This is a genomic window from Pseudidiomarina marina (assembly GCF_003987045.1).
Taxonomy (GTDB): Bacteria; Pseudomonadota; Gammaproteobacteria; order Enterobacterales; family Alteromonadaceae; genus Pseudidiomarina; species Pseudidiomarina marina.
This window is the reverse complement of the sequence record NZ_PIPZ01000002.1, coordinates 447,070-473,433: the sequence shown is the minus strand read 5'-3', so window position 1 is coordinate 473,433 and position 26,364 is coordinate 447,070. Positions and strand designations below refer to the sequence as shown.

The following is a 26,364-nucleotide window of genomic DNA, read 5'->3' as shown; positions in this document are numbered from 1 at the left end:
AGCGCTCATATTCCACGCAGTAAATTTGCTGCAAATGCTAGCGATCCTGAGGTGCTTTTAGTACAATCAAATCAATCCAGCCGATACTAAAAATAAAGGATCGCTACCGATCTGGCTTTAGCTATCGAGACTAATAATTATAACTGACAATATCGGGAGACAGGTGTGAATAAATCGCTTTGGCAATTATGCGCAGATAGACTGCAAAGCGAATTAACCGCGCAGAATTTCAATACCTGGATCCGTCCACTTCAATCTGAAGTTGAAGACAACATTCTTACCTTATACGCGCCAAATTCATATGTTGTTGATTGGATCAAAGATAAATATCTGAATCAGATTAATGACTACCTGAATGAGCTTGCTACCGAACGCGGCGAGAAGAGTCCTCGTGTTTCGTTTCGTGTTGGTGGTGTCGAGAAGAAGCAATCCGGCAATGGTGTAGCAACAAGTACCACAACGAATCGAACGGCATCAACGCCTGCTACAGCGCCGGTCCAGCGGCAGCCACGCGCAACGCCATGGAATGCAACTGATGCACCAGCTCCCGCTTTTGAATGCAATATAGATGAAGAATATACCTTTGATAATTTCGTTGAAGGTAAATCGAATCAACTCGCACTGGCGGCTGCACACCAAGTAGCTGAGAATCCCGGTAGTGCATACAACCCGCTGTTTGTTTACGGCGGCACTGGCCTAGGTAAAACGCATTTGTTACATGCGGTAGGCAACGCTATTCGCGCACACAAGAAAGATGCAAAAGTATTCTATATTCGTGCCGAGCGATTCGTTCAAGACATGGTGAATGCATTAAAGAATAGTACTATTGATGAAATGAAGCGCTATTATCGCTCTGTCGATGCATTGCTTATTGATGATATTCACTTTTTCTCGAACAAAAAGGGTACGCAAGAGGAATTCTTCCATACTTTCAATGCGTTACTTGAAGGCAATCAACAGATTATTCTCACGAGCGATCTGTATCCGAAAGAGATTGAAGGATTAGAAGATCGACTGCGGTCTCGTTTTGGCTGGGGTTTGACCATAGCAATTGAGCCACCAGAACTAGAAACACGGGTGGCGATTTTGATTCGCAAGGCGCAAGAACGTGGTATCACTTTGCCGCATGAGGTGGCGTTTTTTATAGCGAAACGGCTACGTTCGAACGTACGCGAATTAGAAGGCGCTTTGAACCGCTTGGTTGCCAACGTAAATTTAACTGGTCGTCAGATTACTATCGATTTTGTGCGAGAAGCACTACGAGATTTAATTGCGGCACAAGAGAAGTTAGTTACGATTGATAATATTCAAAAGACAGTGGCTGAGTACTACAACATTAAAATGTCAGATATGCTGTCTAAGCGTCGCTCGCGTTCAGTCGCTCGACCTCGCCAAATGGCGATGGCGTTAGCGAAGGAATTAACGAACCATAGTTTACCGGAAATTGGTGACGCCTTCGGTGGGCGTGATCACACGACGGTATTACATGCGTGTCGAACGATTGCTAAGTTAAAAGATTCACAGAACGATTTAAAAGAAGATTATCGTAATTTAATTCGGACGCTGTCGGCGTAACGTTTGACGTTTAGTACAGACGCAGCGAAGCGACAAGGAACAAACAACAGGGGAATGTGGGTATGAAATTTTCCATCAGTCGTGATGCTTTTTTAAAGCCACTTCAAGTTGTCAGCGGTGCAGTTGAGCGCCGACATACCATTCCGATTTTATCGAATGTACTCATTCAAGCATCGTCGGATCAGGTACGGCTTACCGGTACGGACTTAGAGGTAGAACTAGTTTCTTCCTGCGCTATTGAGGGCGGCGAAGCCGGTGAAGTAACAGTTCCGGCGAAGAAGTTGGTGGATATTGTCCGCAGCCTACCCGATGGTGCAACAGTTGAATTTACGGCATCTGCAGATAAAGCAATGATTCGCTCAGGTCGCAGTAAATTCACGCTAGCAACATTGCCGGCGCAAGATTTCCCAAATATTGACGACTGGGATAGCGATATTCAGCTAGTTACAAGCCAAGCAGTGCTTAAAGACTTAATGGAACGCACCCATTTCTCTATGGCGAACCAAGACGTTCGCTATTACCTGAACGGCATGCTGTTCGAAACAGATGTAAACACCTTGCGTACCGTCGCAACCGATGGCCACCGTCTCGCCATGAGTAGCTGTGAGATTGGTCAACCGAATCTCGCTGCCCGTCAAGTGATTGTGCCGCGTAAGGGTGTCATGGAATTACTTCGTCTACTGGACGATGTTGAAAACGAAGTGAAGATTTTAATTGGTAACAACCATATACGCATTGAAACGAATGGTATTGGGTTTACGAGTAAGCTTGTTGATGGTCGCTTCCCTGATTACCGCCGTGTACTTCCGAGTGGCGGAGACAAGGTAGTGGTGGCTGAGCGCGACGTTTTAAAACAGGCCTGTTCGCGCGCTTCGATTCTTTCCAATGAAAAGTATCGTGGCGTCCGTGTTAATTTAAGCGCCGGCGAGATGTGTTTAACAGCAAATAACCCAGAGCAAGAAACGGCTGAAGAGGTGATTGAAGTTGAATACCAAGGCGAGCCATTAGAGATTGGCTTTAATGTAAGCTACTTGATTGATGTACTGAATACCGTACAAGGTAGCAAAGTAAAACTGACGCTATCCGGTTCAGATGCAAGTGGACTTATTGAAGATAACGATGATGATTCGTCGTTGTATGTGGTCATGCCAATGCGTCTGTAAAAGGCGCATTGTTATCGTTTATGTATCTGGAGTCGTTGTCGCTTAAAAGTTTTCGAAATTTTGCGTCAGTATCGATGACGCCAAGTCGAACGGTTAATATTATTTCCGGAGCAAATGGTAGCGGCAAAACAAGTTTAATCGAATCAATTTATTGCTTGGGTTTTGGACGGTCGTTTCGACCCGGTACATTTCGCCAATTGATTCGAAACGAGGATGACCATTTTGTTGTGTTCGCGCGATTAACCGAACAGAATGGCGCAAAGCATCAGGTTGGCTACCAGCGTAATCACGCAGGCGAAGTTCAGCTACGAATTGACCAAGCAAAAGAAAAACGATTTTCAGCATTGGCCCGAATGGTGCCGGTTCAGCTGATGACCCCCGAAAGCATCGAGCTAATTTTGGGTGGCCCTAAGGTAAGACGGCAATACATAGATTGGGGCGTGTTCCACGTGGAACATTCCTTTTATAGCGATTGGGTTGGTTTCGCGAAATTGTTGAAGCAGCGAAACAGTTTGCTCAAGATGAAACGCTTTTATGAAGAACATCAGTATTGGGATGAGCAATTTGCAAGGTTTGGAGAACGCATACAAGCGCATCGAGAAACTTACGTTGAAGGCTTCGTTCCGGTACTAACAAAACGTTTGGCGGAGTTTTTGCCAAACTATAAATTTGAGTTTCAACTGCGGTCTGGTTGGGAGAAAGGCATTTCTCTAGCTGAGGCGCTCGAAAAACATCGTGATCAAGATTTACGATATGGGCACTCAACCGTCGGTCCGCACAAAGCTGAACTTAGAATTTTGGCCAATGGAGAAGATGTCAAAAACTTACTCTCACGAGGCCAGCTGAAGTTACTTGTTGCCGCACTCAAATTGGTACAAGGTGAATACCTTCAGCAGAAAACTGGCGTACAATGTATCTACTTAGTGGACGACATTACAGCCGAATTGGATTCGGTTAGTCAGCAGAAGTTTTGTGGTGCGCTTGTCGCATCCAAGTCACAGGTTTTTGTATCGGCGATTGACGGCAGTGACGTAAGTGCACTCCTCAAAACTGAAGATACTAGAATGTTCCACGTGGAACATGGAACCGTCAAGGAACAATAGAGAAGCTAATTATGGCAGAAAACAATTACGATTCGTCCAGTATTAAAGTCCTTAAAGGGCTTGATGCAGTTCGCAAACGCCCCGGTATGTACATCGGTGACACCGATGACGGTACCGGCTTACATCACATGGTTTTCGAGGTTGTCGATAACTCAATCGATGAAGCGTTAGCAGGGCACTGCAAAGATATTCTCGTGACGATTCATTCCGACGGATCAGTGTCAGTTCGAGATGATGGGCGTGGTATTCCGGTCGACATCCACTCAGAGGAAGGTGTATCAGCGGCACAGGTAATTATGACTGTACTGCACGCCGGCGGTAAGTTCGATGACAACTCGTACAAGGTTTCGGGCGGTTTGCACGGTGTCGGTGTGTCTGTAGTGAATGCTTTGTCAGACAAACTATTGCTGACTATACAACGCCAAGGGCATATTTATCAGCAAACCTATAACCTAGGTGACCCAGTAGCGCCGTTAGCTCAGATCGGCGATACCGATAAAACGGGTACAGAAATTCGTTTCTGGCCGAGCCCTACAATTTTTAGTGATATCGAATTCCATTACGACATTCTTGCGAAACGATTACGCGAATTGTCTTTCTTGAATTCAGGTGTATCAATCATCCTTAAGGACGAGCGTAACGAACGCCAAGACCACTTTAAATATGAAGGTGGAATATCGGCGTTTGTATCGTATTTAAACAAGAACAAAACCCCAATTCACCAGAACGTGTTCCACTTCACAAGTGAGCGTGAAGACGGTATTTCAGTGGAAGTTTCAATGCAATGGAATGACTCATTCCAAGAAGCTATCTACTGTTTCACCAACAATATTCCGCAACGCGATGGTGGTACGCACTTAGCCGGTTTCCGCGCAGCATTGACACGTACGTTAAATACTTACATGGAAAAAGAAGGTCTGAATAAGAAATATAAGACCAATGCTACAGGTGATGACGCGCGCGAAGGTTTGACAGCGGTTGTTTCGGTGAAAGTACCCGACCCGAAATTCTCATCGCAGACGAAAGATAAATTGGTTTCGTCTGAAGTGAAGAGTGCGGTCGAGCAAGCTATGAACGAAAAGCTTGCGGACTTCCTACTTGAGCAGCCTGGTGACGCGAAGATAATCGTCGGTAAAATTATCGATGCAGCGCGAGCTCGTGAAGCGGCTCGCAAAGCCCGTGAAATGACTCGTCGTAAGGGCGCATTAGATTTAGCTGGCTTACCTGGTAAGCTAGCAGATTGTCAGGAAAAAGATCCGGCTTTGTCTGAACTCTACATTGTGGAGGGTGACTCTGCGGGTGGTTCTGCGAAGCAGGGCCGTAACCGCAAAAACCAAGCGATTTTACCTTTGAAAGGTAAGATTCTAAACGTCGAAAAGGCACGCTTCGACAAGATGTTGTCATCGCAAGAAGTTGCAACACTCATTACCGCATTAGGCTGTGGTATTGGGCGTGACGAATATGATCCAGATAAAACCCGTTATCATCGCATCATCATTATGACCGATGCCGATGTCGACGGCTCCCATATTCGGACGTTGCTGTTGACCTTCTTCTATCGTCAAATGCCAGAGCTTATCGAACGTGGTTATATGTACATTGCTCAACCGCCGCTTTATAAAGTGAAGAAAGGGAAGCAAGAGACATATATCAAAGATGATCCGGGTTTGATTCAGTATCTGACCAGTCTTGCACTTGATGGTGCCTCTTTGCATGTTACGAGCGATGCCCCCGGTATTAGTGGTGCACACCTTGAAACATTGGTGAACGACTATCAGTTAGCGCAGAACTCAATTAAAACACGGCTCTCGCGTCGTATGCCTGAAACGTTCCTGCAACGCTTACTGTATGCACCTCGGTTGACAGAGGAAATGCTTAAAAATCAACAGGCTATGACGGAGTGGGCGGGTACGTTGCAAAATGACCTTACTGCACGAGAAGTAAACTCTGCAACATATACCTTGTCGGTTCAACATGACGAAGAACGTAACTTCTATTTGCCAGTTGTTATCGTACGTCGGCATGGGATTGATACGCCATATCCATTGAGCTATGAATTCTTGATGTCGCGTGATTACGACCAGCTCGTATCAATTGGTGAAAAGATTAATGGATTGGTCGAAGCGGGTGGCTTTGTGCGCCGTGGTGAGAAAGAGAAACCTGTCAGCGATTTCGTTGAGGCCGTTGAGTGGTTAATCAGCGAATCGAAACGTGGTATCTATATCCAGCGTTACAAAGGTTTGGGTGAGATGAATCCGGAACAATTGTGGGAAACCACGATGGATCCAGAAACTCGCCGTATGCTTCGCGTAACAATTGAGGATGCTATTGCCGCAGACCAATTGTTTACGACCCTAATGGGCGATGATGTAGAGCCGCGTCGTGCGTTCATTGAAACGAATGCTCTGAAGGTTGCAAACCTTGACGTGTAGTTACTAATTGCATCAAAAAAAGGGAGCCAATTGGCTCCCTTTTTATTTTTGGAAACAAAGAATCTAGGCCAGTTATCAAGTAACCTGAATCTTATGGACCTTAGTTTAATTTAAAACCGAAATATCCGCAATTTGTAAGAATAGCTCACGTAGATTTTGTAGTAACGCGAGACGATTCTGACGTACTGAATCATCATCGGCGTTCACCATCACATGATCAAAAAACGTATCTACCGGTTGTTGCAGCGACGCCAGCGAAGCGAGGGCGGCGGTATAATTGCCTGCGTTCAATGCTGCTGCCGAAACCTCTCTAGCTTCTTTAATCGCGTTCGCCAAGGCGCGTTCCGCATCCTCTTGTAACAAGTCATCATTGACTGTACTGGGTAGCTTGCCTTCAACCTTCGCTAGGATGTTACTCACCCGCTTATTGGCGGCTGCCAACGCTTCAGCGGCCGAATGATTTCTAAACTCAGTCACCGCTTTCACGCGAAGATCAAAATCAACAGGCTTGGTAGGGCGTCGCGCAAGAACCGCTTGAATAACGTCAACTGCGATACCCTGTTCTTGATACCAAGTGCGGAAGCGGCCTAACAAGAAATCGACGACATCCTGTTGAACATCTTTCGCGGTTAATAGCGTTCCAAAACTCGCCGCAGAGTGCTTAACTAACACTTCCAAATCGAGGTTGTAGCCACCTTCAACGATGATTCGTAACAAGCCGATGGCGGCGCGACGCAATGCAAATGGGTCACGGTCGCCTTTTGGTGTTTGCCCGATACCGAATATTCCGACTAAGGTATCGAGCTTATCCGCGATAGCAACTGCCGCGCCTTCTGGCGATTGGGGCAGTTCGTCACCAGCAAAGCGTGGTAGATAATGCTCGAAAATCGCTTGCGGTACGCCTTCGGCTTCGCCGTCATGACGCGCATAATGCATACCCATCACACCTTGTGTTTCAGGGAATTCCAACACCATTTGCGAGGCGAGATCGGCCTTACACAAATAGCCGGCGCGCTCTGCCACTGCCGCATTGGCGTTCAAGTCAGACGCAATTGACGCTGCAACTTTCGCAATACGGTCCGATTTATCTTTGATGGAACCAAGTTGCTTTTGGAATAAGATACTAGCTAATCCATCAACACGGTCAGCTAAACGGATCTTCTTATCTGATTCAAAGAAGAATTGCGCATCGGCTAGGCGAGGGCGAACTACTTTTTCGTTGCCCGAAACTATTTGTGCAGGGTCTTTCGATTCAATGTTAGTAATAAAGATAAATGCAGGCAGCAAATTACCTTGCTCATCTTCGAGTGGAAAGTAGCGCTGATCGTCTTTCATGGTCACAATCAACGGCTCTTTCGGAACCGATAAGAATGATTCATCAAACGAAGCCGATAATGCCACCGGCCATTCAACTAGGGCAGTAACTTCGTCAATCAAGTCAGCATCTTCGACAACACGGCCACCGAGTTCTTTGGCTAATTTATCAATACCAGAAACGATAATATCCCGACGTTTTGCAAAATCACCGACAACCCAAATAGATTCGAGCGTCGCTTCATAATCATTGGCACTCTTCAGCGCGGCGCCTTGAGGGGCGTGAAAACGGTGACCTTGAATCTGATTGCTCGCACTCACGTCCAAAATGGTGCCCGGAATCAGTTCAGAACCGTACAGCATGGTGACGGTTTTAACCGGACGAATAAACTGCGCTGTGCCGTTACCCCAACGCATCGGCTTCGGAATTGGCAGTTTTTTCAGTGCCGCAGCTACGAGTTCAGGTAACACGTCAGCCAAGGGCTGCCCCTGAACCTCAGCTTTATAGAGTAACCATTCGCCTTTATCAGTGACCAAACGCTCAGCTTCCGCCACCGTGATACCGTTACCGCGCGCCCAACCTTCGGCGGCCTTGGTCGGATTGCCTGCGTCATCAAACGCTACATTGACCGCAGGGCCGCGTTTTTCGACGATTTTATCGGCCTGTTGAGAAGCTAGCCTCTCAACCTGAACCGCTAATCGACGCGGGGTTGCGAACGACTTGACGCTGTCAAAGGTAAAGTCGTTTTCTTTAAGTAGGCTGCTTAAACCGTCTGTAAATGATTCGCTTAAGCCTTTTAATGCTTTTGGAGGTAGCTCTTCGGTGCCAATTTCAACTAATAACGTATCGTAGCGCACGGTTAAGCTCCTTCTTTTACTGCTGATTGGTTTTGCACAAGCGGAAATCCTAATGCTTCACGAGCCGCAAAGTAGGCTTCAGCGCAACCTTTCGCCATGGTTCGAACGCGTAAAATATATCGTTGACGTTCGGTCACCGAAATGGCGTGGCGCGCATCGAGTAAATTGAATGCGTGTGAGGCACGCATAACCTGTTCGTATGCGGGCAATGGCAGGTTCGCTGATAGTAAGTGCTCACATTCTTTCTCACAAGAATCAAAGCGAGCAAATAATACATCAACATCGGCGTGCTCAAAATTGTAAGTCGATTGTTCGACTTCGTTTTGATGGAACACATCGCCATAAAGGATCTTGCCGCGCGGACCATCGGTCCACACCAGATCATAAATGCTATCGACACCTTGAATATACATAGCGAGGCGTTCGAGGCCATAGGTGATCTCACCAGCAACCGGCTTACACTCAAGACCACCAACTTGCTGAAAATAGGTAAACTGGGTGACTTCCATACCGTTTAACCAAACTTCCCAGCCTAAACCCCACGCGCCCAAGGTAGGTGATTCCCAGTTGTCTTCCACAAAACGAATATCATGAACAAGCGGGTCAAAACCCAACATCTCAAGTGAGCCTAAATAGAGCTCTTGAATATTCGAAGGTGATGGTTTGAGTAGCACTTGGAACTGGTAATAGTGCTGTAAACGATTGGGGTTTTCACCATAACGACCATCTGTCGGACGGCGGCACGGCTGCACATAGGCAAAGCTAGCTGGCTCGGGGCCAACTGAGCGCAAGAACGTCATTGGATGGAAGGTGCCTGCACCCACTTCCATATCCAACGGTTGTACTACAGCGCAACCTTGCTGCGCCCAGTAATCTTGAAGGGCTAAAATAAGGCCCTGAAATGTTTTTACATCGTAGCTAGCCATGCGATATCTCGTGCTGATTTTTAAACCAAATTGGCGTAAATTATACCCTGTGTTGACGCGAGGTTACAGGATACCGTGCGAAATGACGAAAACAATTCACCGCTGCAGTTGGTGCGGCACCGACCCTGAGTATGTTCACTACCACGACACCGTATGGGGGCGTCCTGTGAGTGACAGCCAAGAGCTATTTGCGAAGTTGTGTCTTGATGGCCAACAAGCAGGATTAAGTTGGATTACTATTCTACGCAAGCAAACCAATTACGAAAAAGCCTTTTGTGACTTTAACCCCCATAAAATTGTGCAATTGTCAGAAGATTACCAAGCCAGCCTGATGCAAAATGCGGGCATTATTCGCAATCGCTTAAAAATAGAATCAATCTTTAAAAACGCACGCGCCTACCTTGCACTCGAAGAGCAGGGCATCAGTTTTAACGAGTTTCTATGGCAATTCAGCGACGGGCAGCCCAGAATTTTCGCTCGACAGGGGGGTGACATTCCCACTTCTGATAAAGTTTCTGATACCATGGCGAAAGCCTTAAAAAAAGCTGGCTTTAGCTTCGTTGGTACCACTATTTGTTATGCGTTTATGCAAGCGGTGGGGATGGTGAACGATCATGTCGTCACTTGCCACTGCTATGAACCAACCTGCGACGCCATGCGCCGTTTCTCATTATAGATAAGAGTTAATCATGTTAGAGATTGTACTTGCCGATTATAGTAATCCGAAACACCGCCAAGCCGTTGTTGATATGCTAGATGACTACGCCCGTGATCCAATGGGTGGTGGCGAAGCATTGCCCGAAGCAACGCGGGAAAACTTGATTGATGAAATGGCGAAGCGTGACCACGTCTTTTCAATTCTTGCGTATGTTGATGAGCAGCCAGTTGGCCTGGCGAACTGCGTTGAAGGTTTCTCAACGTTCGCTGCGAAACCAGTGATGAATATTCATGACATTGCAGTCATCAAAGACTTCCGCGGCCAAGGTATTTCGAAGCGCCTGTTGCAAGAAGTTGAAACTTTGGCGCAATTCCGCGGCTGCTGCAAACTAACCCTTGAGGTGTTGCAAGGCAATGAACCAGCAAAAATAGCTTACGAGAAATTTGGTTTTAAACCTTATCAGCTCGATGATGCGATGGGCAAAGCGGAATTCTGGCAGAAATACCTGTAATTGACGTTATTCGTTAGTCGTTATTGGTTATTCGTGAAGTGAGGTAAACGCATGGCGGGAGAAGTGACGTCACAGCTCGATACTTTGGGTTTGCGGTGCCCAGAGCCGGTGATGATGTTGCGTGTCGCGATGCGTAAACTGAACCCTGGTGATACGCTGGAGGTGATTGCTGACGACCCGGCTACGACTCGCGATATTCCAAGTTTTTGCCGCTTTATGGATCACGAGTTGCTTCTGGCAGAAACGGAAAATCAGCCATATCGCTACCTCATCCGCAAAGGCTCTTAAAACCAAAAGCGTTATTTGTTAATCGTTATTCGAAAAAAAACTCCGAAGCATTTAAGCCTCGGAGTTTTTTTAGTTTTGCTTCTTGGCTTTTCCGAATAACGAATAACCAATAACGAACAACGCTTTTTACTTACACGCGTTCGAAGACGGTGGCGATGCCCTGACCTAAACCAATACACATCGTCGCCACACCCAACGTCGCATCTTTGCTTTCCATAAGATTAATGAGCGTGGTTGAAATACGCGCACCTGAACAGCCGAGAGGGTGACCTAACGCAATTGCGCCGCCGTTCAAGTTGACCTTCTCGTCCATCACATCAAGTAAGCCTAAGCCTTTTAGTACAGGCAGTGACTGTGCCGCGAACGCTTCGTTAAGTTCCCATAAATCAATGTCTTTGACATCTAAGCCAGCGCGTTTCAGTGCTTTTTGCGTCGCTGGCACTGGGCCGTAACCCATAATGGAAGGGTCGCAACCAGCTGCCGCCATGGCGCGAATACGAACACGCGGGGTTAAGCCAAGCTCTTTCGCTTTGTCTGCAGACATCACCAAACAAGCGGCTGCACCGTCAGATAACGCTGACGACGTACCGGCTGTCACGGTACCGTTGGCTGGGTCGAAGACCGGGCGTAACGCGGCTAAGCCTTCTACCGTGGTTTCTGGGCGGATGACTTCGTCGTTTTTAACCAAGTGCAAAATACCGTCGGCGTCGTGACCTTCTAACGGTAAGATTTCTTTTGCAAAACGGCCTTCAACGGTCGCTGCGTAAGCGCGTTGATGCGAACGCGCGCCAAATGCATCTTGAGCAGCACGATCGATACCAAATTTGCGCGCCAATAACTCAGCGGTCATACCCATGCTACCAGCTGCGCGAGCAACGGATTTGTTCATGCCTGGGTGGAAATCGATGCCGTGCGTCATTGGTACGTGGCCCATGTGCTCAACACCACCCGCGATCATAATGTCGCCGTCGCCGTGCATAATGGCACGAGCAGCGTCATGAATCGCTTGCATTGAAGAACCACATAAACGGTTCACTGTGACCGCTGAAACTTGATGCGGAATGCCAGCAATAAGCGCGGCATTTCGCGCAATATTAAAGCCTTGTTCTAAGGTTTGCTGAACACAGCCCCAGTAGATGTCTTCGAGCTCGTTAACATCTACTTGCGGATTACGTTCGAGTAATCCTTTCATTAAGTGCGCCGATAAATCCTCGGCGCGAACATTGCGAAAAACACCGTTTTTCGAACGACCCATCGGGGTGCGAATACAATCGACAATCACTACGTCTTTCATAAATTCCTCCGTTAGCGCTACGCTAATGATTAACCGGCCAGGTATGACTTGCCTGACTTCGCCATTTCACGCAGGCCATCGGTTACTTGATACATTTCACCTAAGTGCGCGTACTTGTCGGCCAAAGCAATAAAGTTATCGAGGCCAACGGTTTCTAGGTAACGGAATGGCCCACCACGGAACGGCGGGAAGCCAAGTCCGTAAAGTAGCGCCATATCGCACTCAGCAGCACTAGCGACAATGCCTTCCTCTAAGCAACGTACGCACTCGTTTACCATTGGAACCATGCAACGAGCGATGATTTCATCAGCATCGAGTTGCTTGTCGCCGATACCGAGCATTTCGTAGACTTCAGGTGCTTTTTCTTTGGCTGGGCGACCTTTCTTGTCCACGCCATAGTTGTAGAAACCTTTGCCGTTTTTCTGACCGTAACGCTCAGCTGCTGCTAATTTTGCAATCGCACTGCTGGTGTCGCGTGGCATACGACTTGGGAAGCCATCAGCCATAACCACGGTACAGTGATCCGCGGTGTCGATACCGACAACGTCAGAAAGGTAGGCTGGACCCATTGGCCAGCCAAACTGACGCTCCATGACCTTATCGATACCGGCGAAATCGACGCCTTCATCAACCATACCGGCAAAGCCAGCAAGGTAAGGGAACAACACGCGATTCACTAAGAAGCCTGGGCAATCGTTAACAACAATGGCGGTCTTACCCATGCGCGAAGCATAAGCGACAACAGCTGCGACGGTTTCGTCTGAAGTTTTCTCGCCACGAATGACTTCCACTAATGGCATTTTGTGCACTGGATTAAAGAAGTGCATACCGCAGAAGCGTGACGGGTCTTTTAGATTCTTCGCTAAGCGATCAATTGAAATGGTTGAGGTGTTTGACACGATAATGGTGTCATCATCAACAACGCTCTCCATTTGCGCCAGTACTTTGCCTTTCACATCGGGGTTCTCGACCACCGCTTCAACGACAATATCAACGCCTTTTACGCCTTCATCGAGCAACGTCGGGGTAATGGAAGACAGTACTTTAGCCATTTTCTTGTGATCCATACGACCACGTTCAACTAATTTACCGAGAATCTTGCTTGCTTCAGCCATACCTAAATCAAGCGCTTCCTGACGGATATCTTTCATCACAACCGGCACGCCTTTATAGGCTGATTGGTAAGCAATACCGCCGCCCATAATGCCAGCGCCAAGTACCGCTGCGCGCTTAATTTCTTTGGTTGCTTGCTTAGCGGCTTTCTTTGCTTTGCCCTTGACTAACTGGTCGGCCATAAAAATACCGACTTGTGCGCGACAGGCATCTGTTTGCGTTAAACCGACAAAAGCAGCGTTTTCTGCATTTAAAGCTTCTTCACGACCATGTTTCGCGCCATCCTCAACCGCTTTAATAGCTGCATGAGGTGCTGGATAATGTTTACCAGCTTGTGCCGCAGCCATCGCTTTAGCGGTAACAAAGGTCATGGTTAATTCGGTATCGTTAGCTTTCAATGCTTCAAGTTTTGGCTGACGTTTTGCGCGCCAATCTAACTCGCCATCTGCTGCTGATTTCACCATGCGCAATGCCGCATCGCGCAATTTCTCTGGCATCACGACGGCATCCACTAAGCCAATCTTTAACGCATCTTCAGGCTTATTATTTTTACCAGTCGTGATGAGTTCTAACGCGTTGTCTGGGCCGATAATGCGCGGTAAACGCATGGTGCCACCGAAGCCTGGAATCAAACCAAGTTTTACTTCCGGCAGACCAATAACAGCACTGGTATCAACAACACGGTAGTCACACGCAAGCGTGGCTTCACAACCACCACCAAGCGCAAAGCCAGCAACTGCGGCAACGGTCGGTACAGGTAAGTCTTCCAATTGGTCAAATACGCGCGATGCTTTGGCTACCCAAACTTTGGTTTGTTCGACATCGGCAAATAAAGTAAGGAATTCTGTAATATCAGCGCCTACAATGAAAGTAGGTTTCGCGCTGGTGACAATCACACCGCGCAAATTTTTGCTGTTGGCCAATTCAGTTAATGCTTGGCTGAATTCTTCCAAGGTTTTCTGGTCAAATTTGTTCACAGAGCCTGCGGCTGCGAATTGAAGCTCGGCAATGCCGTCTTCTACAAATTCAACCCGAATGCTATCACCCTGATAAATCATATTCGGTCTCCTTGAGCGTTTACTGATAATCAGATTGCTTTCGGTTAAAGTGGTTCTTATAGTCGCCCTAGAGTGTGGCCTTATTGGGGCAATTTTTCAATGATTTTTTAAACGTGCGTTTGAATTATGTCGAAGTGGTATCAGCATTTTTGTACGGTTGTATTATGTACTAGCGGTTTGGTGAGCGGTATTCATGCCAATGAATTATCGACGACTCAAGCGGCAGACAGTGCTATCGATGTGCGTCAACATCAACGCGACCTTTTTCTAGACGCAGAGGAAGCCTTGAAACGACGCCAACTCGATGAGTACGCTCGGCTTAACCAAGCGCTAAAAGACTACCCTTTACAGCCTTACCTCGAGGCAGATTACATTCGGCTGTTAGCCACACCTGAAGATGATGATCGAGTACTTGAATTCCTCAGCCAACATCATTTATCGCCATTAGGTTGGCAAGTGCGCTCGGTGTGGCTGGATAAGCTCATGGATGGTCATCATTATGAACAGTTTCTGCGAGATTATGAGCACCCTGGTAGCACTCGACACCAATGTTTCTCTATTTATGCGCAGTTGGCGACCGGCTCGGGTGACACGAAACCGGTATTGCGACGCGTCAATGATATTTGGCTGACCGGCGAGTCGTTACCTAAAGATTGCGACCCAGTATTAGAAGCATGGACAAATGCTGGTATGCGCACGACGGACATGGTGTGGCAGCGAATTGCACTGGCAGCTGAAGGTGGTAAGCACACATTAATTCCGTATTTGCAGAAAATGTTGCCGACGCCGATGCATTATTTATCCGAGCACTATCATCGGGTTCGACGTAATCCGAGTAGCCTCAATGAATTAAAGTACTTAACTGGAGACTATCCAGAACTTGAAACACAAATTGTTGCATATGGTTTAGGACGATTAATTTGGCGTGATCCAGACATTGCGCTCAAACTCATCGATAATTTACCGGCTCATATTAACTTTTCCGCCGATCAATACCTCAAACTGAGGCAAACATTTGCCGTTGCCTTGAGCGTGAAAGGCCATGAACAAGCTGGCCGATGGCTTGCTCGAATTGACGCAACCGAACACACGGATGTAACTCTGCATTGGCAACTTGCCGAATGGCTGAGGCAGGGGGCGTGGACTCAAATCATGGGCCTAGTACCACGACTACCGGATACACAACGCGAGTCTGAACAATGGCAGTATTGGTTCGCTCGATCGCTTGAAGCGTTGGGTTTTGTGCCGGTATCAAAGCAAGTATTTGAGCGCGTTGCTCAGCAACGCAGCTATTATGGATTTCTCGCAGCAGCGAAACTGAAACAACCGTTAACTCTCAGCCGTAATGGGCTTGAATTACCTGCTGAGCAAGTGAATCGAGTGCGACAACTACCCGGTGTTCAGCGAGCGTATGAGTTACGAGCATTGGATAGAAATTTAGCTGCGCGACGAGAGTGGAATGCATTGCTTGAGCATCTACCGCCAAATGACCAGCGGGCGTTGGCAGTCATTGCAAGCGAGTGGGGCTGGCATGATCAAGCGATTTACACGCTGGGTCTGCTCGGCGAATATGACGCCATTGCTCAGCGTTTCCCAACCGCCTACATGGAAGAGCATCAAGAATTTTCAAACGCAGCAAATATTGATGTGAACTGGGCCCTTGCCGTTTCAAGGCGCGAAAGTGCGTTTCGTAATGATGCGCGCTCACACGCCGGCGCTTATGGTCTCATGCAATTACTTCCGAGTACCGCCAACTTGGTCGAACGTCGCGATGTGAGCGTGCATGAGTTGTTTAATCCGTCCTATAACATCCGGCTGGGCACGCGTTATTTAGCGGATTTACAGCGGCGGCTAGGGAACAATTGGATCTTGGCGACAGCGGCGTATAATGCTGGCATCTATCGAGTCTATGATTGGCTTCCAGCGCAACCAATGGAGGCCGATCGGTGGATAGAATTGATTCCGTATGTTGAAACAAGAAACTATGTAAAGAATGTATTGGCGTATCAACAGATTTATCGCTCGCTACGTGAAAATGAACTACAACCGGAATTATTTGGTGAATTAGTGCCAATGCAAATTAGCGGGTCGCAACTGAAACCTTAGGATGGATATGAGCGGATATCGGGTGCCGAGTGTGCCGGCAACCCATGAAATAGTGATTAAAAACAGCCGCTTTGTTGCTTCGGTACGTCATGCGGATTCGGCCGCTGCGCATCAGCAGCATATACGCGAATGTCAGCAACAATGGCCTGGTGCGAGTCACTATTGCACCGCAGCCCTCTATGGGTCACCTCAAGATAGTCAGAGCTATGCCATGAGTGACGATGGTGAGCCATCAGGTACCGCGGGACGACCGATGTTTCATGTGTTGCAAAGTAGTGGTATTGGCGAAGTTTCAGTGGTTGTTACGCGTTACTTTGGTGGGGTAAAACTTGGCACGGGTGGTTTGCAACGCGCCTATAGCCAAGCGGTAAGTGAAGTGCTTAAAGTTTTGACCTGCCATGAAAAAGTACTACGCAAACCCGCTCAGATAAACTACGATTATGCAGACCAAAGTGTGGTTTCGCACGCGCTACAACATTATGATGCAGTAATAAAAGAACAACAATTCACGGCTCATATTGAAGCGATACTTGATGTTGTGGCTGACACGGCAACTGAACTTCAATCCGACATAAAAAATGCTACGCAAGGGCGCGTAGTCATGACAATTATAAATGAGGACGGCTAGTGCGCTTTCGCGGCATACTTCGTATTCTAGGACTACTGATTTGCCTCTTCAGTGTGACATTGATTCCGCCAGGAATCGTTGCGCTTATTTATGAAGACGGCGGTGGCGTTGCGTTTTTGCTGGCATTCATTGTCAGTATTACCGTGGGCTTTTTGGTGTGGTACCCAAACCGCAATGAGCGTTCCGATTTAAAGGTTCGTGATGGTTTTCTTCTAACCGTTTTGTTCTGGACGGTACTTGGCTCGGTAGGTATTTTGCCGCTGTGGTTCACTGCCGAAGTGCCACTTTCTATTACGGATGCGGCTTTTGAATCCTTCTCCGGCCTAACGACGACTGGGGCGACAATACTTACCGGTATCGAACATTTACCGCACAGTATTCTGTTTTATCGCCAACAACTTCAATGGCTAGGCGGTATGGGTATTATCGTCTTGGCGGTTGCAATTCTACCAATGCTAGGTATCGGCGGCATGCAGCTTTATCGTACGGAAATACCTGGGCCATTAAAAGACGCTAAAATGACCCCGCGCATTGCCGATACTGCCAAACATTTATGGTACATCTATGTGGCGTTAACAGCAGTGTGCGCAATTGCCTACAAACTCGCAGGTATGGGCTGGTTTGACGCCATAGGTCACGCCTTTTCGACCATTGCTGTCGGTGGTTTTAGCACTTACGATGCCAGCATCGGTTATTTCGATAATTCGCTGATAAATACCATATGTGTGGTATTTTTGATCTTATCATCGATCAATTTTGCCGTTCACTATGCAGCAATAACTGGGCGTTCTTTATGGGGGTATTTTCGCGATCCAGAAGCGCGCGGGTTCATCTTTATTCAAGTGACCCTCATTATCATCGTATTTATGACCGTGCTCGTGCATAAAATTTTCGACAATACCGAAACTGCCTTCAACCAAGCGATGTTTCAAGCTGTCTCGATTAGTACGACGGCCGGTTTTGCAACGACCGATTTTGCGAGTTGGCCGTTGTTTTTGCCGATACTTCTTATTTTTGCCAGCTTTATCGGCGGGTGTGCGAGTTCAACCGCTGGGGGCCTGAAGGTTGTGCGCGTGATGCTGTTGTTCCGTCAAGGTGTCCGCGAATTGAATCGGCTAGTTCATCCGCAGGGTATGTATTCGGTGAAATTAGGGAAGCGAATTGTTCCTCCACGTGTTGTCGAGGCGGTATGGGGGTTCTTTGCTGCTTATGCATTAGTGTTTGTTGTGATCATGCTGGGGCTATTAGCAACGGGCCTCGATGATATCACTGCTTTCTCGGCAACCGCTGCGTGTTTGAATAATCTCGGGCCAGGTTTAGGCGATGTTGCTGCGAACTATGCTGGTATACCAGATACCGCGAAGTGGCTACTGGTTGTAGCCATGCTGTTTGGGCGCCTTGAGGTATTTACCATTTTGGTGCTACTAACACCTACGTTCTGGCGTAGCTAGAAGAATAGGGCGCTTGGTTGGAACAGGCGCTCTACTTCGCGAATATATTTCTTATCAACTAGGAATAAAATGACGTGGTCATCTGCTTGCAATACGGTATCGTCATGAGCAATGAGCACTTCGTTTCCGCGCACAATGGCACCGATAGTAGTACCCGGCGGTAACTTGATTTCATCAATCGTCTTACCGATAACTTTCGAAGTCTTCTCATCACCGTGAGCAATCGCTTCGATCGCTTCAGCAGCTCCTTTGCGGAGTGAGTAAGCGTTTACTATATCGCCTTTTCGAATCAGCGATAATAATGCCGAAACGGTCGCGCGTTGCGGCGAGATCGCAATGTCAATTACGTTATCTTGTACAAGATCCACATACGCTTGACGCTGAATCAGTACCATCGTTTTCTTCGCACCGAGCTTTTTAGCTAACATCGCCGACATTATGTTGGCTTCGTCATCGTTAGTTACCGCAATAAACACATCCATATCTTCAATATGTTCTTCGGTAAGCAACCGCTCATCAGAAGCGTCACCTTGTAAAATAGTAGTGTTTTGTAGGCTCTCGTTAAGTGCTTCTGCCCGCTCTTTATTGTGTTCGACAAGTTTAACGCGATGGTTTTCTTCGAGTAGTGCTGCGAGCCCCGCACCAACATTACCGCCGCCGGCAATCATGACACGACGATACTGGTGCTCGAGTTTTTGCATTTCTTCCATGACCATTCGCACATACCGGGTGTCCGCAATGAAAAAGATTTCATCGCCTGCTTCAATGATGGTGGTACCCATGGGCTTAATCGCTTGCCCTTGGCGGAAGATTGCCGCAACCCGTGTTTCCACGTTTGGCATATGGCTTTTTAATGTCGAAATAGCATGCCCAACTAACTTACCGCCATAATAAGCTCGCACAGCAACAAGGCTGGCGCGCCCACCGGCAAACTCCATTACCTGCAGTGCGCCCGGATAGTCCACTAAGCGTTTAATATAGTGGGTAACCTGCTGCTCAGGAGAAATCAGGTAATCTACCGGTATATCGTCTTTGTGGAATAACTTATCTTTGTAGTCGCTGTATTCTTGCGAGCGAATGCGCGCAATTCGTTTCGGTGTACGATAAAGCGTATAGGCAATCTGGCATGCGAGCATATTGGTTTCATCGCTTGGCGTCACCGCAATTAGCATATCCGCATCTTCGCAGCCCGCTTGGCGCAGTACCCGCGGATGTGATGCATGCCCTTCAATCGTGCGAATATCGTGAACTTCAGACAGGGATTCGAGGCGCGATTTATCCGTATCAACAACGGTAATATCGTTGTCTTCACCGACTAGGTTCTCAGCTAAAGTACCGCCAACTTGACCACCGCCTAAAATCACTATTTTCATTTGCGCTTTTCCAGTTTTGCGTAGTAAAACCCATCACCATTTTGGTCGCCGGGTAACCATTGCCACTCTACTGCGCCATCGGGCTTCGTTGCAACAGCTATTGCATCCGAATGGCGTTGTTTAAATGCTTCAATTTGCAGTGTATTTTCTTCTGCCAGTATAGAACATGTTGCATACAATAGTGTGCCACCAGGCTTTAAGGTTGGCCACAAGGCATCCAAAATCTGTCGCTGAATAGCTACAAGCTCAGTAATATCGCTATCACGACGTAACCATTTGATATCAGGATGGCGGCGGATGACACCGGTTGCCGAGCAAGGTGCGTCGAGCAAAATGCGATCAAATAACTGACCGTCCCACCACTTGGTATGAGTGGCGTCGGCGGTTTGTACTTCGGCTTTAAGCTGTAATCGTTGTAAGTTTTCATGAACGCGCTTTAAGCGCTGTTCATCGGCATCAATCGCTAAAACCTGCGCTTCTGGTTGCTTCTCTAAAATATGCGCGGTTTTTCCGCCCGGCGCAGCGCAACAATCTAAAATACGTTCGCCAGCTTGTGCATCAAGTAACCATGCGGCGTGCTGCGCGGCGATGTCTTGCACTGAAACCCACCCATCTTGAAAGTGCGGTAGTTGTTGCACATCAACTGCATTTACGAGTTGTATGGCGGTTTCTAATGGCGCATCGGCAACCGCCTCAATATCGGCCTCGCGCAATAGCTCAAGATATTCCGCCCGATTCGTACGTTGAGAATTGATGCGTAACCACATCGGTGCTTGGTCATTATTGGCCTTGAATATCGCGTCTGCTTGGGTTGGATAATGTTGCGTTAGTCTATCGGCAAGCCAACGCGGATGGCCGTGTAACAGAGCAGGTTTTGTGTTTAATTGCTGTTGCAGTTGCGGAAGCTGGCGCTGAAGATTTCGTAACACGCCATTCACCAAGCCTTTTTGTTTGCCGCGCTTTAATAACACCGCCGCATCAACGGTGGCGGAAACCGCAGCATGTTCAGCTGAGCCCATATAGACGAGTTGGTAGGCACCTACCAGCAATAAACTGTGCAATATTTTCAGTTCACCCTTGAGCGGCTTACTTACTAAGGCACCAACCATAAAATTAAGTGCAGGCAAATGACGCAATGTTCCATAAGCGAGAGCTTGCGCCATACCTTTATCACGCGGTGTCAGCTGTCGATTTAAGTTTGGCAAGGCTTGGCTAAGTGAGCGACCTTGTTCAATAACTTGAAATATCGCCTGAGCAGCAACAGCCCGACTATCGGCTCCCGGGCGCACGTTGGTTTGGCTCATGACTGTACCTGAGGTAGCGAAGTGTTTGGCGTAAGCCAATCACTGCGGCCATTGAGAAAGTCTGCGGCAGCCATCGGCTTTTTACCAGCTGGCTGAAGTTCCAATAAACGTAGTGCTTGGTCTGCGGTTTGAACAACAATGCCGTGCTTATCGGCGCGTAAAATTGTTCCTGGTGCGGCATCCCCACCTTCAACAACATCAGCGCGCCAAACTTTGACAATCTCGTTATTCGCACAAGTGAACCAACAAATGGGCCAAGGATTAAACGCACGAACCCATCGTTCTAGCGCGACAGCGGGCTGATGCCAATCGAGTTGCGCTTCTTCTTTGCTCAACTTCTTCGCATATGTTGCCTGAGACTCATCTTGAGTGATTGCGGCGCCTTGCAACTGCTCTAAATTGTGTAGCGCATCACGTAATGCTGCGGGACCCAGCTTTGCAAGTTTTGTATAAAGTGTCGCCGATGTATCAACGGGTAAAATAGGTAATCGGGCTTCAAGCAAAACAGGGCCGGTATCTAAACCTGCCTCCATTTGCATAATGGCAACGCCAGTCTCGTCGTCGCCAGCCCAGAGTGCGCGTTGAATTGGCGCCGCACCGCGCCAACGCGGCAACAGTGAGCCGTGAACGTTCACGCAACCAAGTCGAGGCGTATCTAATACCGCCTGCGGTAACAATAAACCGTAGGCAACCACCACCATCACATCAGCGTGATAGCTTGCCAACTGCGCTTGCGCTTCTGCCTGTTTGAAGTTCTCCGGTTGCTCTACCGGAATCTCATGTTGTAGCGCTAATTGCTTGACGGGGCTTGCTTGAAGTTTTTTACCGCGTCCTGCTGGCCGGTCAGGTTGTGTATAAACGGCGACAACATTGATGTTGTCATCCTCGATTAATGCCGCCAAATGCTGCGCAGCAAAATCTGGCGTACCGGCAAACACCACCTTCAATTTATTCGGCATGCAAACGCGCTTCTTTTTCGAGTTTTTTACGAATGCGGTCGCGTTTTAGCGGCGACAAGTAGTCAACGAACAGCTTACCATTGAGGTGATCGAGTTCGTGTTGGATACAAATGGCCAGCAAGCCTTCGGCCGTCAGCGAGAATTCTTCGCCGTTGCGGTCAAGTGCTTTCACGGTCACTTTGCCGGCGCGTTCAACCTTCGCGTACACGCCAGGGAACGATAAACAGCCTTCTTCGTTGGTGAAATGGCCTTCTTGTGCTGTAATCTCAGGGTTAATAAACACCAGAGGTTCGTTCTGATCTTCACTACAGTCAGCAACGAATAGGCGACGGTGAATATCGACCTGCGTAGCCGCAAGGCCAACGCCATTCGACTCGTACATCGTTTCAAACATGTTGTCGATGGCCGCTCTCAGAGCGTCGTCAACTTGCTGAATTGGTTGTGCGACGGTGCGTAATCGCTCGTCTGGATATTTTAAAATTGTTAATTTACTCATAACCTTTCATTCGCTAGTTTCATCTTGCGTGATTTTAACGTAATTTGGGGATGAACACACGGTTTTACAACGGAGCTCAAGATGACCAAATGGCAATTACCGGCGATTGCGCTAATCGGTTTTCTGCTAGGTACACCACTGCATGTTGCCGTGGCGCAGTCAAATACAGCAGAACAAACAAAAGGCGATGTGTTGTCGTTACGTGAAGACGCGCCGCAAGAATATGTTGTCAAAAAAGGCGATACGCTGTGGGATATTTCCGAGTTGTACTTAAACGACCCGTGGTATTGGCCTGAATTGTGGCGTATTAATGAAGATGTGGCGAACCCGCATTTAATTTACCCTGGCGACCGATTACTTTTGGTTTGGGTAGATGGCCGACCGCAATTAACGCGTAAAGAATACCGTGCGTTGTTGCCGCAAGGTGAAGTGAAAGAAAAAGGTGAGCCCATTCCGACGTTTTCGCGTGAGATGCTAGCACCACTGCTAACTGAGCATCGATTGGTAACCCGCGCAGCGCTGGATGCATTGCCGCAAGTTTTGGGTGACAACCGCGGTGCGCCGCGCGTGAACGGAATGTTACCAGTATTTATTAAAGGCGCGGTGGAGAAAACCACCTATAGTGTGTTCACTCCGGTTGAGCGCATTGATCAAGGTGAATTACTTCGCTATGTGGGTGATGTCGATATCACCTATAACAGTGGTGAAATCGCCGAAGGTGAACTGAGTCGAATTCAACGAGAAATTCGTCGTGGCGACTACCTGCTAGAGACCAAACCATTAAATATTCCAGACGTAATCACGCCAGTTTCTGGCGCTGAAATGGATGGACAAGTGATTGCCTCACTCAATAATCGTAAAGAGCAGGGCAAGTACGATGTGGTGGTGTTAAATAAAGGCGCAAAACAGGGCGTAAAAGTAGGCCAGATGTATCAAGCGATTCGCCCAGGTTCAACGGTTTTTGTTGAAGGCAAGGAAATCAGCTTGGTGAATTTCTACAAACCATCTGATGACATTTCGCGCTACTGGCGTAACACCGTTCAGCTACCGGTATCAGCAACGGCCGAAATGATGGTTCTAGAAGTGCAGGAAGAGACGAGTTTCGCGATTGTATTGCGTTCACGCGAGTGGCTATCGGTAGGCGATTACTACATTCCAAAGCAGCTTTAAATAAAATCAGAAGCTTGCATTCCTAAACACTGGAGGTTATCAGCATGGATGCTGAAACCGCGACGACGTTGCTGGCACTTGCCAGCGCGCCGAGCAAACATCGGAAGTTTTTACGCACCCTGAGTTCGTTTGAACAAATTGCTGCCCATGCACGATGGCCGAGTGCCAATCTTGTTCCGGCACGCATTGAAAAGCTGCAGCAGTGGGCAGAACAGCCAAATTGCCATGCTATTCATCTGCGCGATCCGTTATATCCTGAAGCCCTAAAACATATTCACGATCCACCGATGGTACTGTTCGCTCACGGCGATTTGCGCTGTCTGGATGCAACAAATGTTGCGGTAATTGGCAGCCGAAACGCGTCTCCAGTAGGGCAACATACAGCCGATTATTTCGCGCGAGGCTTAGCTCGTTCTGGCGTCGTTGTCAGTAGTGGCTTAGCAGCGGGTATCGATGGAGCGGCGCATCGTGGTGCGCTAGATGAGGGGAGAACGCTTGCGGTATTGGCGTCTGGTCCTGATATTTACTACCCATCGCGGAATCGTCAACTGCAACAACAGATTATGCAAGCCGGGTTAGTGATTAGTGAATTCGCGCCGGGTACGCCCCCAAAACGCGATCATTTTCCGCGGCGCAACCGTATTCTCAGTGGTTTGTCGCAACTGGTACTGGTGATTGAGGCGAAGCTTTACAGCGGCACACTGATTACGGCTGGGTTAGCGCAAGATCAGCAAAAAACAATTATGGTTGTACCTGGTTCAATTTGGGATGCCGCATTTACTGGAAGTTTCAAGCTGCTAACTGAAGGTGCAGGAATAGCGGTTTGTGTAAACGATATTCTGCGTGAGTTGAATTTACCAGAATTGCCCCCATCTCAATTATCAGTAAAACAGCATCAAATAAATTCAACGCGAAGCTTGGCAAACCGCCAATTGTTGGCTAATGTGGGATCAGAGGTCACCTCAATAGACACCATTGTGGCGCGCAGTGGACTGCCGGTTGCGATTGTTACAGAGCAGTTGGTGTTACTAGAACTTGAGGGTAGTGTGATCTCAGTTTCAGGCGGTTATATAAAAATGGGGAGGCGCTAACGATGTTTGATATCCTCATGTACTTGTTCGAGAACTATATACATTCGGACATGGAGGTTGTAGTTAACCATGATGAGCTAACTGACGAACTCACCCGCGCTGGATTCCATCGCCAAGAGATTCATAAGGCGCTTGCTTGGTTAGAACGCTTGGCTGACTTACAAGACAGCCATGCCTCACCGTATGTAAATAAATCTGAGAGCAAAAGTACACGGGTCTTCACGACCGAAGAAGTTGCACGACTGGATTGTGCCAGCCGTGGTTTTTTAATGTACCTAGAGAGCCTTGGGGTATTGGATTTTACGACTCGCGAAATGGTAATTGACCGAGTCATGGAACTCGACACCCAACAGTTTACGCTCGATGATTTGAAGTGGGTGGTGCTGATGGTGCTGTTTAATGTACCTGGCCGCGAAGATGCCTACGATCAAATGGAAGGCTTGCTGTTTGAGGAACCCGAGGGTTTATTGCATTAAATGACCGATAACTTCTTGGAACCACAGTCGCTGGGCGTGCCTTGCCCCCGGTGTCAGCGTGATCTGCAACTCAAAAAGGGCCGCTACGGCTTATTTGTTGGCTGCAGCGGCTACCCTGATTGTGATTACATGACTGCTGCCGACTTCGATCCCGGTACTGATGCGCCTTGTCCAGTATGCCAATCTGGCAAGCTGGTTCAGAAGACGAGTCGTTTCGGTAACTCCTTTTATGCCTGTGACCATTATCCTACGTGCAAGTATTCGGTGAATTTGCCGCCAGTTGCCCAAACTTGCCCAACCTGTGAATTTCCGCTGCTACTCAAGAAGAAAACCGCGGCTGGTGAACGGTTGATCTGCGCAAATGATTCCTGTAACTACAAATCTTCGTTAAAATAACGCCACTTTCGGAAATAATCCGGCACTTTTAGGCATTTGAAGAGATTATTTACATGACTGAACAAACTGATCCATGGTTCTCAGCTAAGCAAGCATTTGCCAACGGCGAATTGTTGGCATATCCAACTGAGGCCGTGTTTGGTCTGGGTTGTGATCCGCGTAACGCTGAGGCGGTGAATAAACTACTGCAGGCAAAACAGCGTCCACAAGAAAAGGGGCTCATTTTGTTGGCTGCCGATTACAGTCAGCTGGTGGAATTTGTTGCTGATCATAAAATTCCACAAGATAAACGTTTCAGCGTGTTTTCAAATTGGCCAGGACCGGTCACGCTACTATTACCGGCGGCGGAAAATGTACCGGAATGGTTACGCGGTGCGCATGACCAAATTGCAGTGCGTGTAACCGCTCATGAGCCGGCTCGTCAGTTGTGTAAAGCGCTAGGTAGCGCCATCGTATCAACTAGTGCGAATTTATCTGGGCAGCCAGCGCTCACCACTGCTGACGATGTCCGTGCAACTTTCGGTGACAGCATCGCTTGGGTGATGGATGCACCAACCGGTGGCGCATTAAAGCCATCACGGATTATTGATCCACTCACGAAAAAGGTTATCCGAGATTAAA

The 26,364-nt window shown here is 48.0% G+C and carries 23 protein-coding genes; 15 read left to right on the top strand and 8 right to left on the bottom strand.

The genetic code is table 11. From position 1 onward, the window contains the following. Positions 1 to 165: 165 nt before the first annotated feature. The 4 genes from dnaA (at position 166) to gyrB (ending at position 6,273) form a co-directional block, all read left to right on the top strand. Positions 166 to 1,575 carry a chromosomal replication initiator protein DnaA gene (gene dnaA / locus CWI76_RS07915; RefSeq protein WP_126759796.1) on the top strand — a complete coding sequence of 470 codons (1,410 nt, stop codon included), beginning with the start codon at positions 166 to 168 and terminating at the stop codon, positions 1,573 to 1,575. A gap of 62 nt (positions 1,576 to 1,637) precedes the next feature. Next, the gene (gene dnaN / locus CWI76_RS07910; protein WP_126759795.1) at positions 1,638 to 2,738 is read left to right on the top strand and encodes a DNA polymerase III subunit beta; all 1,101 of its coding nucleotides are present in this window, start codon (positions 1,638 to 1,640) and stop codon (positions 2,736 to 2,738) included. A gap of 20 nt (positions 2,739 to 2,758) precedes the next feature. Then, positions 2,759 to 3,841, top strand: a complete 1,083-nt coding sequence (gene recF, locus CWI76_RS07905; protein ID WP_126759794.1) for a DNA replication/repair protein RecF — start codon at positions 2,759 to 2,761, stop codon at positions 3,839 to 3,841. 11 nt (positions 3,842 to 3,852) lie between these two features. Then, positions 3,853 to 6,273 carry a DNA topoisomerase (ATP-hydrolyzing) subunit B gene (gene gyrB / locus CWI76_RS07900; RefSeq protein ID WP_126759793.1) on the top strand — a complete coding sequence of 807 codons (2,421 nt, stop codon included), beginning with the start codon at positions 3,853 to 3,855 and terminating at the stop codon, positions 6,271 to 6,273. A gap of 105 nt (positions 6,274 to 6,378) precedes the next feature. On the opposite strand, the gene glyS is transcribed toward gyrB, so the two are convergent. Both glyS and glyQ read right to left on the bottom strand, forming a co-directional pair. Further along, entirely contained in the window at positions 6,379 to 8,445 is a 2,067-nt protein-coding gene (gene glyS, locus CWI76_RS07895) for a glycine--tRNA ligase subunit beta (protein ID WP_126759792.1), read from the bottom strand. Between the two features lie 2 nt (positions 8,446 to 8,447). Next, positions 8,448 to 9,371, bottom strand: a complete 924-nt coding sequence (gene glyQ, locus CWI76_RS07890; RefSeq protein WP_126759791.1) for a glycine--tRNA ligase subunit alpha — start codon at positions 9,369 to 9,371, stop codon at positions 8,448 to 8,450. Between the two features lie 82 nt (positions 9,372 to 9,453). Between glyQ and CWI76_RS07885 the strand changes: the two genes are divergently transcribed. From CWI76_RS07885 to tusA, 3 genes are read left to right on the top strand one after another with little or no spacing between them, the layout of a single operon-like run. Then, on the top strand, positions 9,454 to 10,047 hold the full coding sequence (locus CWI76_RS07885; protein WP_126759790.1) for a DNA-3-methyladenine glycosylase I: 594 nt from the start codon (positions 9,454 to 9,456) through the stop codon (positions 10,045 to 10,047). Between the two features lie 13 nt (positions 10,048 to 10,060). Next, the gene (locus CWI76_RS07880) at positions 10,061 to 10,540 is read left to right on the top strand and encodes a GNAT family N-acetyltransferase (protein WP_126759789.1); all 480 of its coding nucleotides are present in this window, start codon (positions 10,061 to 10,063) and stop codon (positions 10,538 to 10,540) included. Positions 10,541 to 10,591: 51 nt separating this feature from the next. Then, positions 10,592 to 10,828 (top strand): sulfurtransferase TusA, encoded by a 237-nt coding sequence (gene tusA / locus CWI76_RS07875; RefSeq protein ID WP_126759788.1) that lies wholly within the window; start codon positions 10,592 to 10,594, stop codon positions 10,826 to 10,828. Positions 10,829 to 10,958: 130 nt separating this feature from the next. Here tusA and fadA read toward each other — a convergent pair whose 3' ends face one another. Together fadA and fadB are read right to left on the bottom strand one after the other, a co-directional pair. Continuing rightward, entirely contained in the window at positions 10,959 to 12,122 is a 1,164-nt protein-coding gene (gene fadA, locus CWI76_RS07870) for an acetyl-CoA C-acyltransferase FadA (RefSeq protein ID WP_126759787.1), read from the bottom strand. Between the two features lie 29 nt (positions 12,123 to 12,151). Next, a complete protein-coding gene (gene fadB / locus CWI76_RS07865) occupies positions 12,152 to 14,293 on the bottom strand; it encodes a fatty acid oxidation complex subunit alpha FadB (protein WP_126759786.1) in 2,142 nt (713 codons plus the stop codon). 126 nt (positions 14,294 to 14,419) lie between these two features. On the opposite strand from fadB, the gene CWI76_RS07860 reads away from it, so the two are divergent. Genes CWI76_RS07860 through CWI76_RS07850 form a run of 3 tightly spaced genes read left to right on the top strand, consistent with a single transcriptional unit; the run spans position 14,420 to position 18,478 of the window. Beyond that, entirely contained in the window at positions 14,420 to 16,399 is a 1,980-nt protein-coding gene (locus tag CWI76_RS07860) for a transglycosylase SLT domain-containing protein (RefSeq protein ID WP_126759785.1), read from the top strand. Between the two features lie 7 nt (positions 16,400 to 16,406). Continuing rightward, a complete protein-coding gene (locus CWI76_RS07855) occupies positions 16,407 to 17,027 on the top strand; it encodes a YigZ family protein (RefSeq protein ID WP_157980818.1) in 621 nt (206 codons plus the stop codon). Further along, positions 17,027 to 18,478: a TrkH family potassium uptake protein gene (locus tag CWI76_RS07850; protein WP_126759783.1), complete on the top strand. Its 1,452-nt coding sequence runs from the start codon at positions 17,027 to 17,029 to the stop codon at positions 18,476 to 18,478. Before CWI76_RS07855 ends, CWI76_RS07850 begins: the two co-directional genes overlap by 1 nt. Here CWI76_RS07850 and trkA read toward each other — a convergent pair. Genes trkA through def form a run of 4 tightly spaced genes read right to left on the bottom strand, consistent with a single transcriptional unit; the run spans position 18,475 to position 22,610 of the window. After that, positions 18,475 to 19,851, bottom strand: a complete 1,377-nt coding sequence (gene trkA, locus CWI76_RS07845) for a Trk system potassium transporter TrkA (RefSeq protein WP_126759782.1) — start codon at positions 19,849 to 19,851, stop codon at positions 18,475 to 18,477. The two genes, CWI76_RS07850 and trkA, sit on opposite strands and share 4 nt — an antisense overlap. Next, positions 19,848 to 21,155 carry a 16S rRNA (cytosine(967)-C(5))-methyltransferase RsmB gene (rsmB, locus tag CWI76_RS07840; RefSeq protein WP_126759781.1) on the bottom strand — a complete coding sequence of 436 codons (1,308 nt, stop codon included), beginning with the start codon at positions 21,153 to 21,155 and terminating at the stop codon, positions 19,848 to 19,850. The genes trkA and rsmB overlap by 4 nt, the downstream gene beginning before the upstream one ends. Beyond that, complete coding sequence (fmt, locus tag CWI76_RS07835; protein WP_126759780.1) at positions 21,152 to 22,114, bottom strand: methionyl-tRNA formyltransferase; 963 nt, start codon at positions 22,112 to 22,114, stop codon at positions 21,152 to 21,154. The genes rsmB and fmt overlap by 4 nt, the downstream gene beginning before the upstream one ends. Then, a complete protein-coding gene (gene def / locus CWI76_RS07830; protein ID WP_126759779.1) occupies positions 22,104 to 22,610 on the bottom strand; it encodes a peptide deformylase in 507 nt (168 codons plus the stop codon). The genes fmt and def overlap by 11 nt, the downstream gene beginning before the upstream one ends. An 81-nt stretch (positions 22,611 to 22,691) precedes the next feature. On the opposite strand from def, the gene CWI76_RS07825 reads away from it, so the two are divergent. From CWI76_RS07825 to tsaC, 5 genes are read left to right on the top strand one after another with little or no spacing between them, the layout of a single operon-like run. Then, positions 22,692 to 23,780, top strand: coding sequence for a LysM peptidoglycan-binding domain-containing protein (locus CWI76_RS07825; RefSeq protein WP_126759778.1), 1,089 nt, complete (start codon positions 22,692 to 22,694; stop codon positions 23,778 to 23,780). Positions 23,781 to 23,824: 44 nt separating this feature from the next. Beyond that, positions 23,825 to 24,871, top strand: coding sequence for a DNA-processing protein DprA (gene dprA / locus CWI76_RS07820; protein WP_126759777.1), 1,047 nt, complete (start codon positions 23,825 to 23,827; stop codon positions 24,869 to 24,871). A 2-nt stretch (positions 24,872 to 24,873) separates the two neighbouring features. Continuing rightward, entirely contained in the window at positions 24,874 to 25,347 is a 474-nt protein-coding gene (locus tag CWI76_RS07815) for a DUF494 family protein (RefSeq protein WP_126759776.1), read from the top strand. After that, on the top strand, positions 25,348 to 25,743 hold the full coding sequence (locus CWI76_RS07810) for a DNA topoisomerase family protein (RefSeq protein WP_126759775.1): 396 nt from the start codon (positions 25,348 to 25,350) through the stop codon (positions 25,741 to 25,743). It begins immediately after the preceding gene. A gap of 53 nt (positions 25,744 to 25,796) precedes the next feature. After that, on the top strand, positions 25,797 to 26,363 hold the full coding sequence (gene tsaC, locus CWI76_RS07805; protein WP_126759774.1) for an L-threonylcarbamoyladenylate synthase type 1 TsaC: 567 nt from the start codon (positions 25,797 to 25,799) through the stop codon (positions 26,361 to 26,363). The last annotated feature ends 1 nt before the right edge of the window (position 26,364 follow it).

What these genes read in the sequence shown, in the direction of transcription:
- CWI76_RS07815 (WP_126759776.1), top strand. Translation starts at nt 24,874, where the DNA reads ATGTTTGATATCCTCATGTACTTGTTCGAGAACTATATACATTCGGAC.
- dprA (WP_126759777.1), top strand. Translation starts at nt 23,825, where the DNA reads ATGGATGCTGAAACCGCGACGACGTTGCTGGCACTTGCCAGCGCGCCG.
- rsmB (WP_126759781.1), bottom strand. Translation starts at nt 21,155, where the DNA reads ATGAGCCAAACCAACGTGCGCCCGGGAGCCGATAGTCGGGCTGTTGCT.
- trkA (WP_126759782.1), bottom strand. Translation starts at nt 19,851, where the DNA reads ATGAAAATAGTGATTTTAGGCGGTGGTCAAGTTGGCGGTACTTTAGCT.
- CWI76_RS07825 (WP_126759778.1), top strand. Translation starts at nt 22,692, where the DNA reads ATGACCAAATGGCAATTACCGGCGATTGCGCTAATCGGTTTTCTGCTA.
- dnaN (WP_126759795.1), top strand. Translation starts at nt 1,638, where the DNA reads ATGAAATTTTCCATCAGTCGTGATGCTTTTTTAAAGCCACTTCAAGTT.
- tusA (WP_126759788.1), top strand. Translation starts at nt 10,592, where the DNA reads ATGGCGGGAGAAGTGACGTCACAGCTCGATACTTTGGGTTTGCGGTGC.
- tsaC (WP_126759774.1), top strand. Translation starts at nt 25,797, where the DNA reads ATGACTGAACAAACTGATCCATGGTTCTCAGCTAAGCAAGCATTTGCC.
- CWI76_RS07860 (WP_126759785.1), top strand. Translation starts at nt 14,420, where the DNA reads ATGTCGAAGTGGTATCAGCATTTTTGTACGGTTGTATTATGTACTAGC.
- gyrB (WP_126759793.1), top strand. Translation starts at nt 3,853, where the DNA reads ATGGCAGAAAACAATTACGATTCGTCCAGTATTAAAGTCCTTAAAGGG.
- CWI76_RS07810 (WP_126759775.1), top strand. Translation starts at nt 25,348, where the DNA reads ATGACCGATAACTTCTTGGAACCACAGTCGCTGGGCGTGCCTTGCCCC.
- fmt (WP_126759780.1), bottom strand. Translation starts at nt 22,114, where the DNA reads ATGCCGAATAAATTGAAGGTGGTGTTTGCCGGTACGCCAGATTTTGCT.
- CWI76_RS07855 (WP_157980818.1), top strand. Translation starts at nt 16,407, where the DNA reads ATGAGCGGATATCGGGTGCCGAGTGTGCCGGCAACCCATGAAATAGTG.
- fadB (WP_126759786.1), bottom strand. Translation starts at nt 14,293, where the DNA reads ATGATTTATCAGGGTGATAGCATTCGGGTTGAATTTGTAGAAGACGGC.
- CWI76_RS07880 (WP_126759789.1), top strand. Translation starts at nt 10,061, where the DNA reads ATGTTAGAGATTGTACTTGCCGATTATAGTAATCCGAAACACCGCCAA.
- CWI76_RS07885 (WP_126759790.1), top strand. Translation starts at nt 9,454, where the DNA reads ATGACGAAAACAATTCACCGCTGCAGTTGGTGCGGCACCGACCCTGAG.
- recF (WP_126759794.1), top strand. Translation starts at nt 2,759, where the DNA reads ATGTATCTGGAGTCGTTGTCGCTTAAAAGTTTTCGAAATTTTGCGTCA.
- glyQ (WP_126759791.1), bottom strand. Translation starts at nt 9,371, where the DNA reads ATGGCTAGCTACGATGTAAAAACATTTCAGGGCCTTATTTTAGCCCTT.
- fadA (WP_126759787.1), bottom strand. Translation starts at nt 12,122, where the DNA reads ATGAAAGACGTAGTGATTGTCGATTGTATTCGCACCCCGATGGGTCGT.
- def (WP_126759779.1), bottom strand. Translation starts at nt 22,610, where the DNA reads ATGAGTAAATTAACAATTTTAAAATATCCAGACGAGCGATTACGCACC.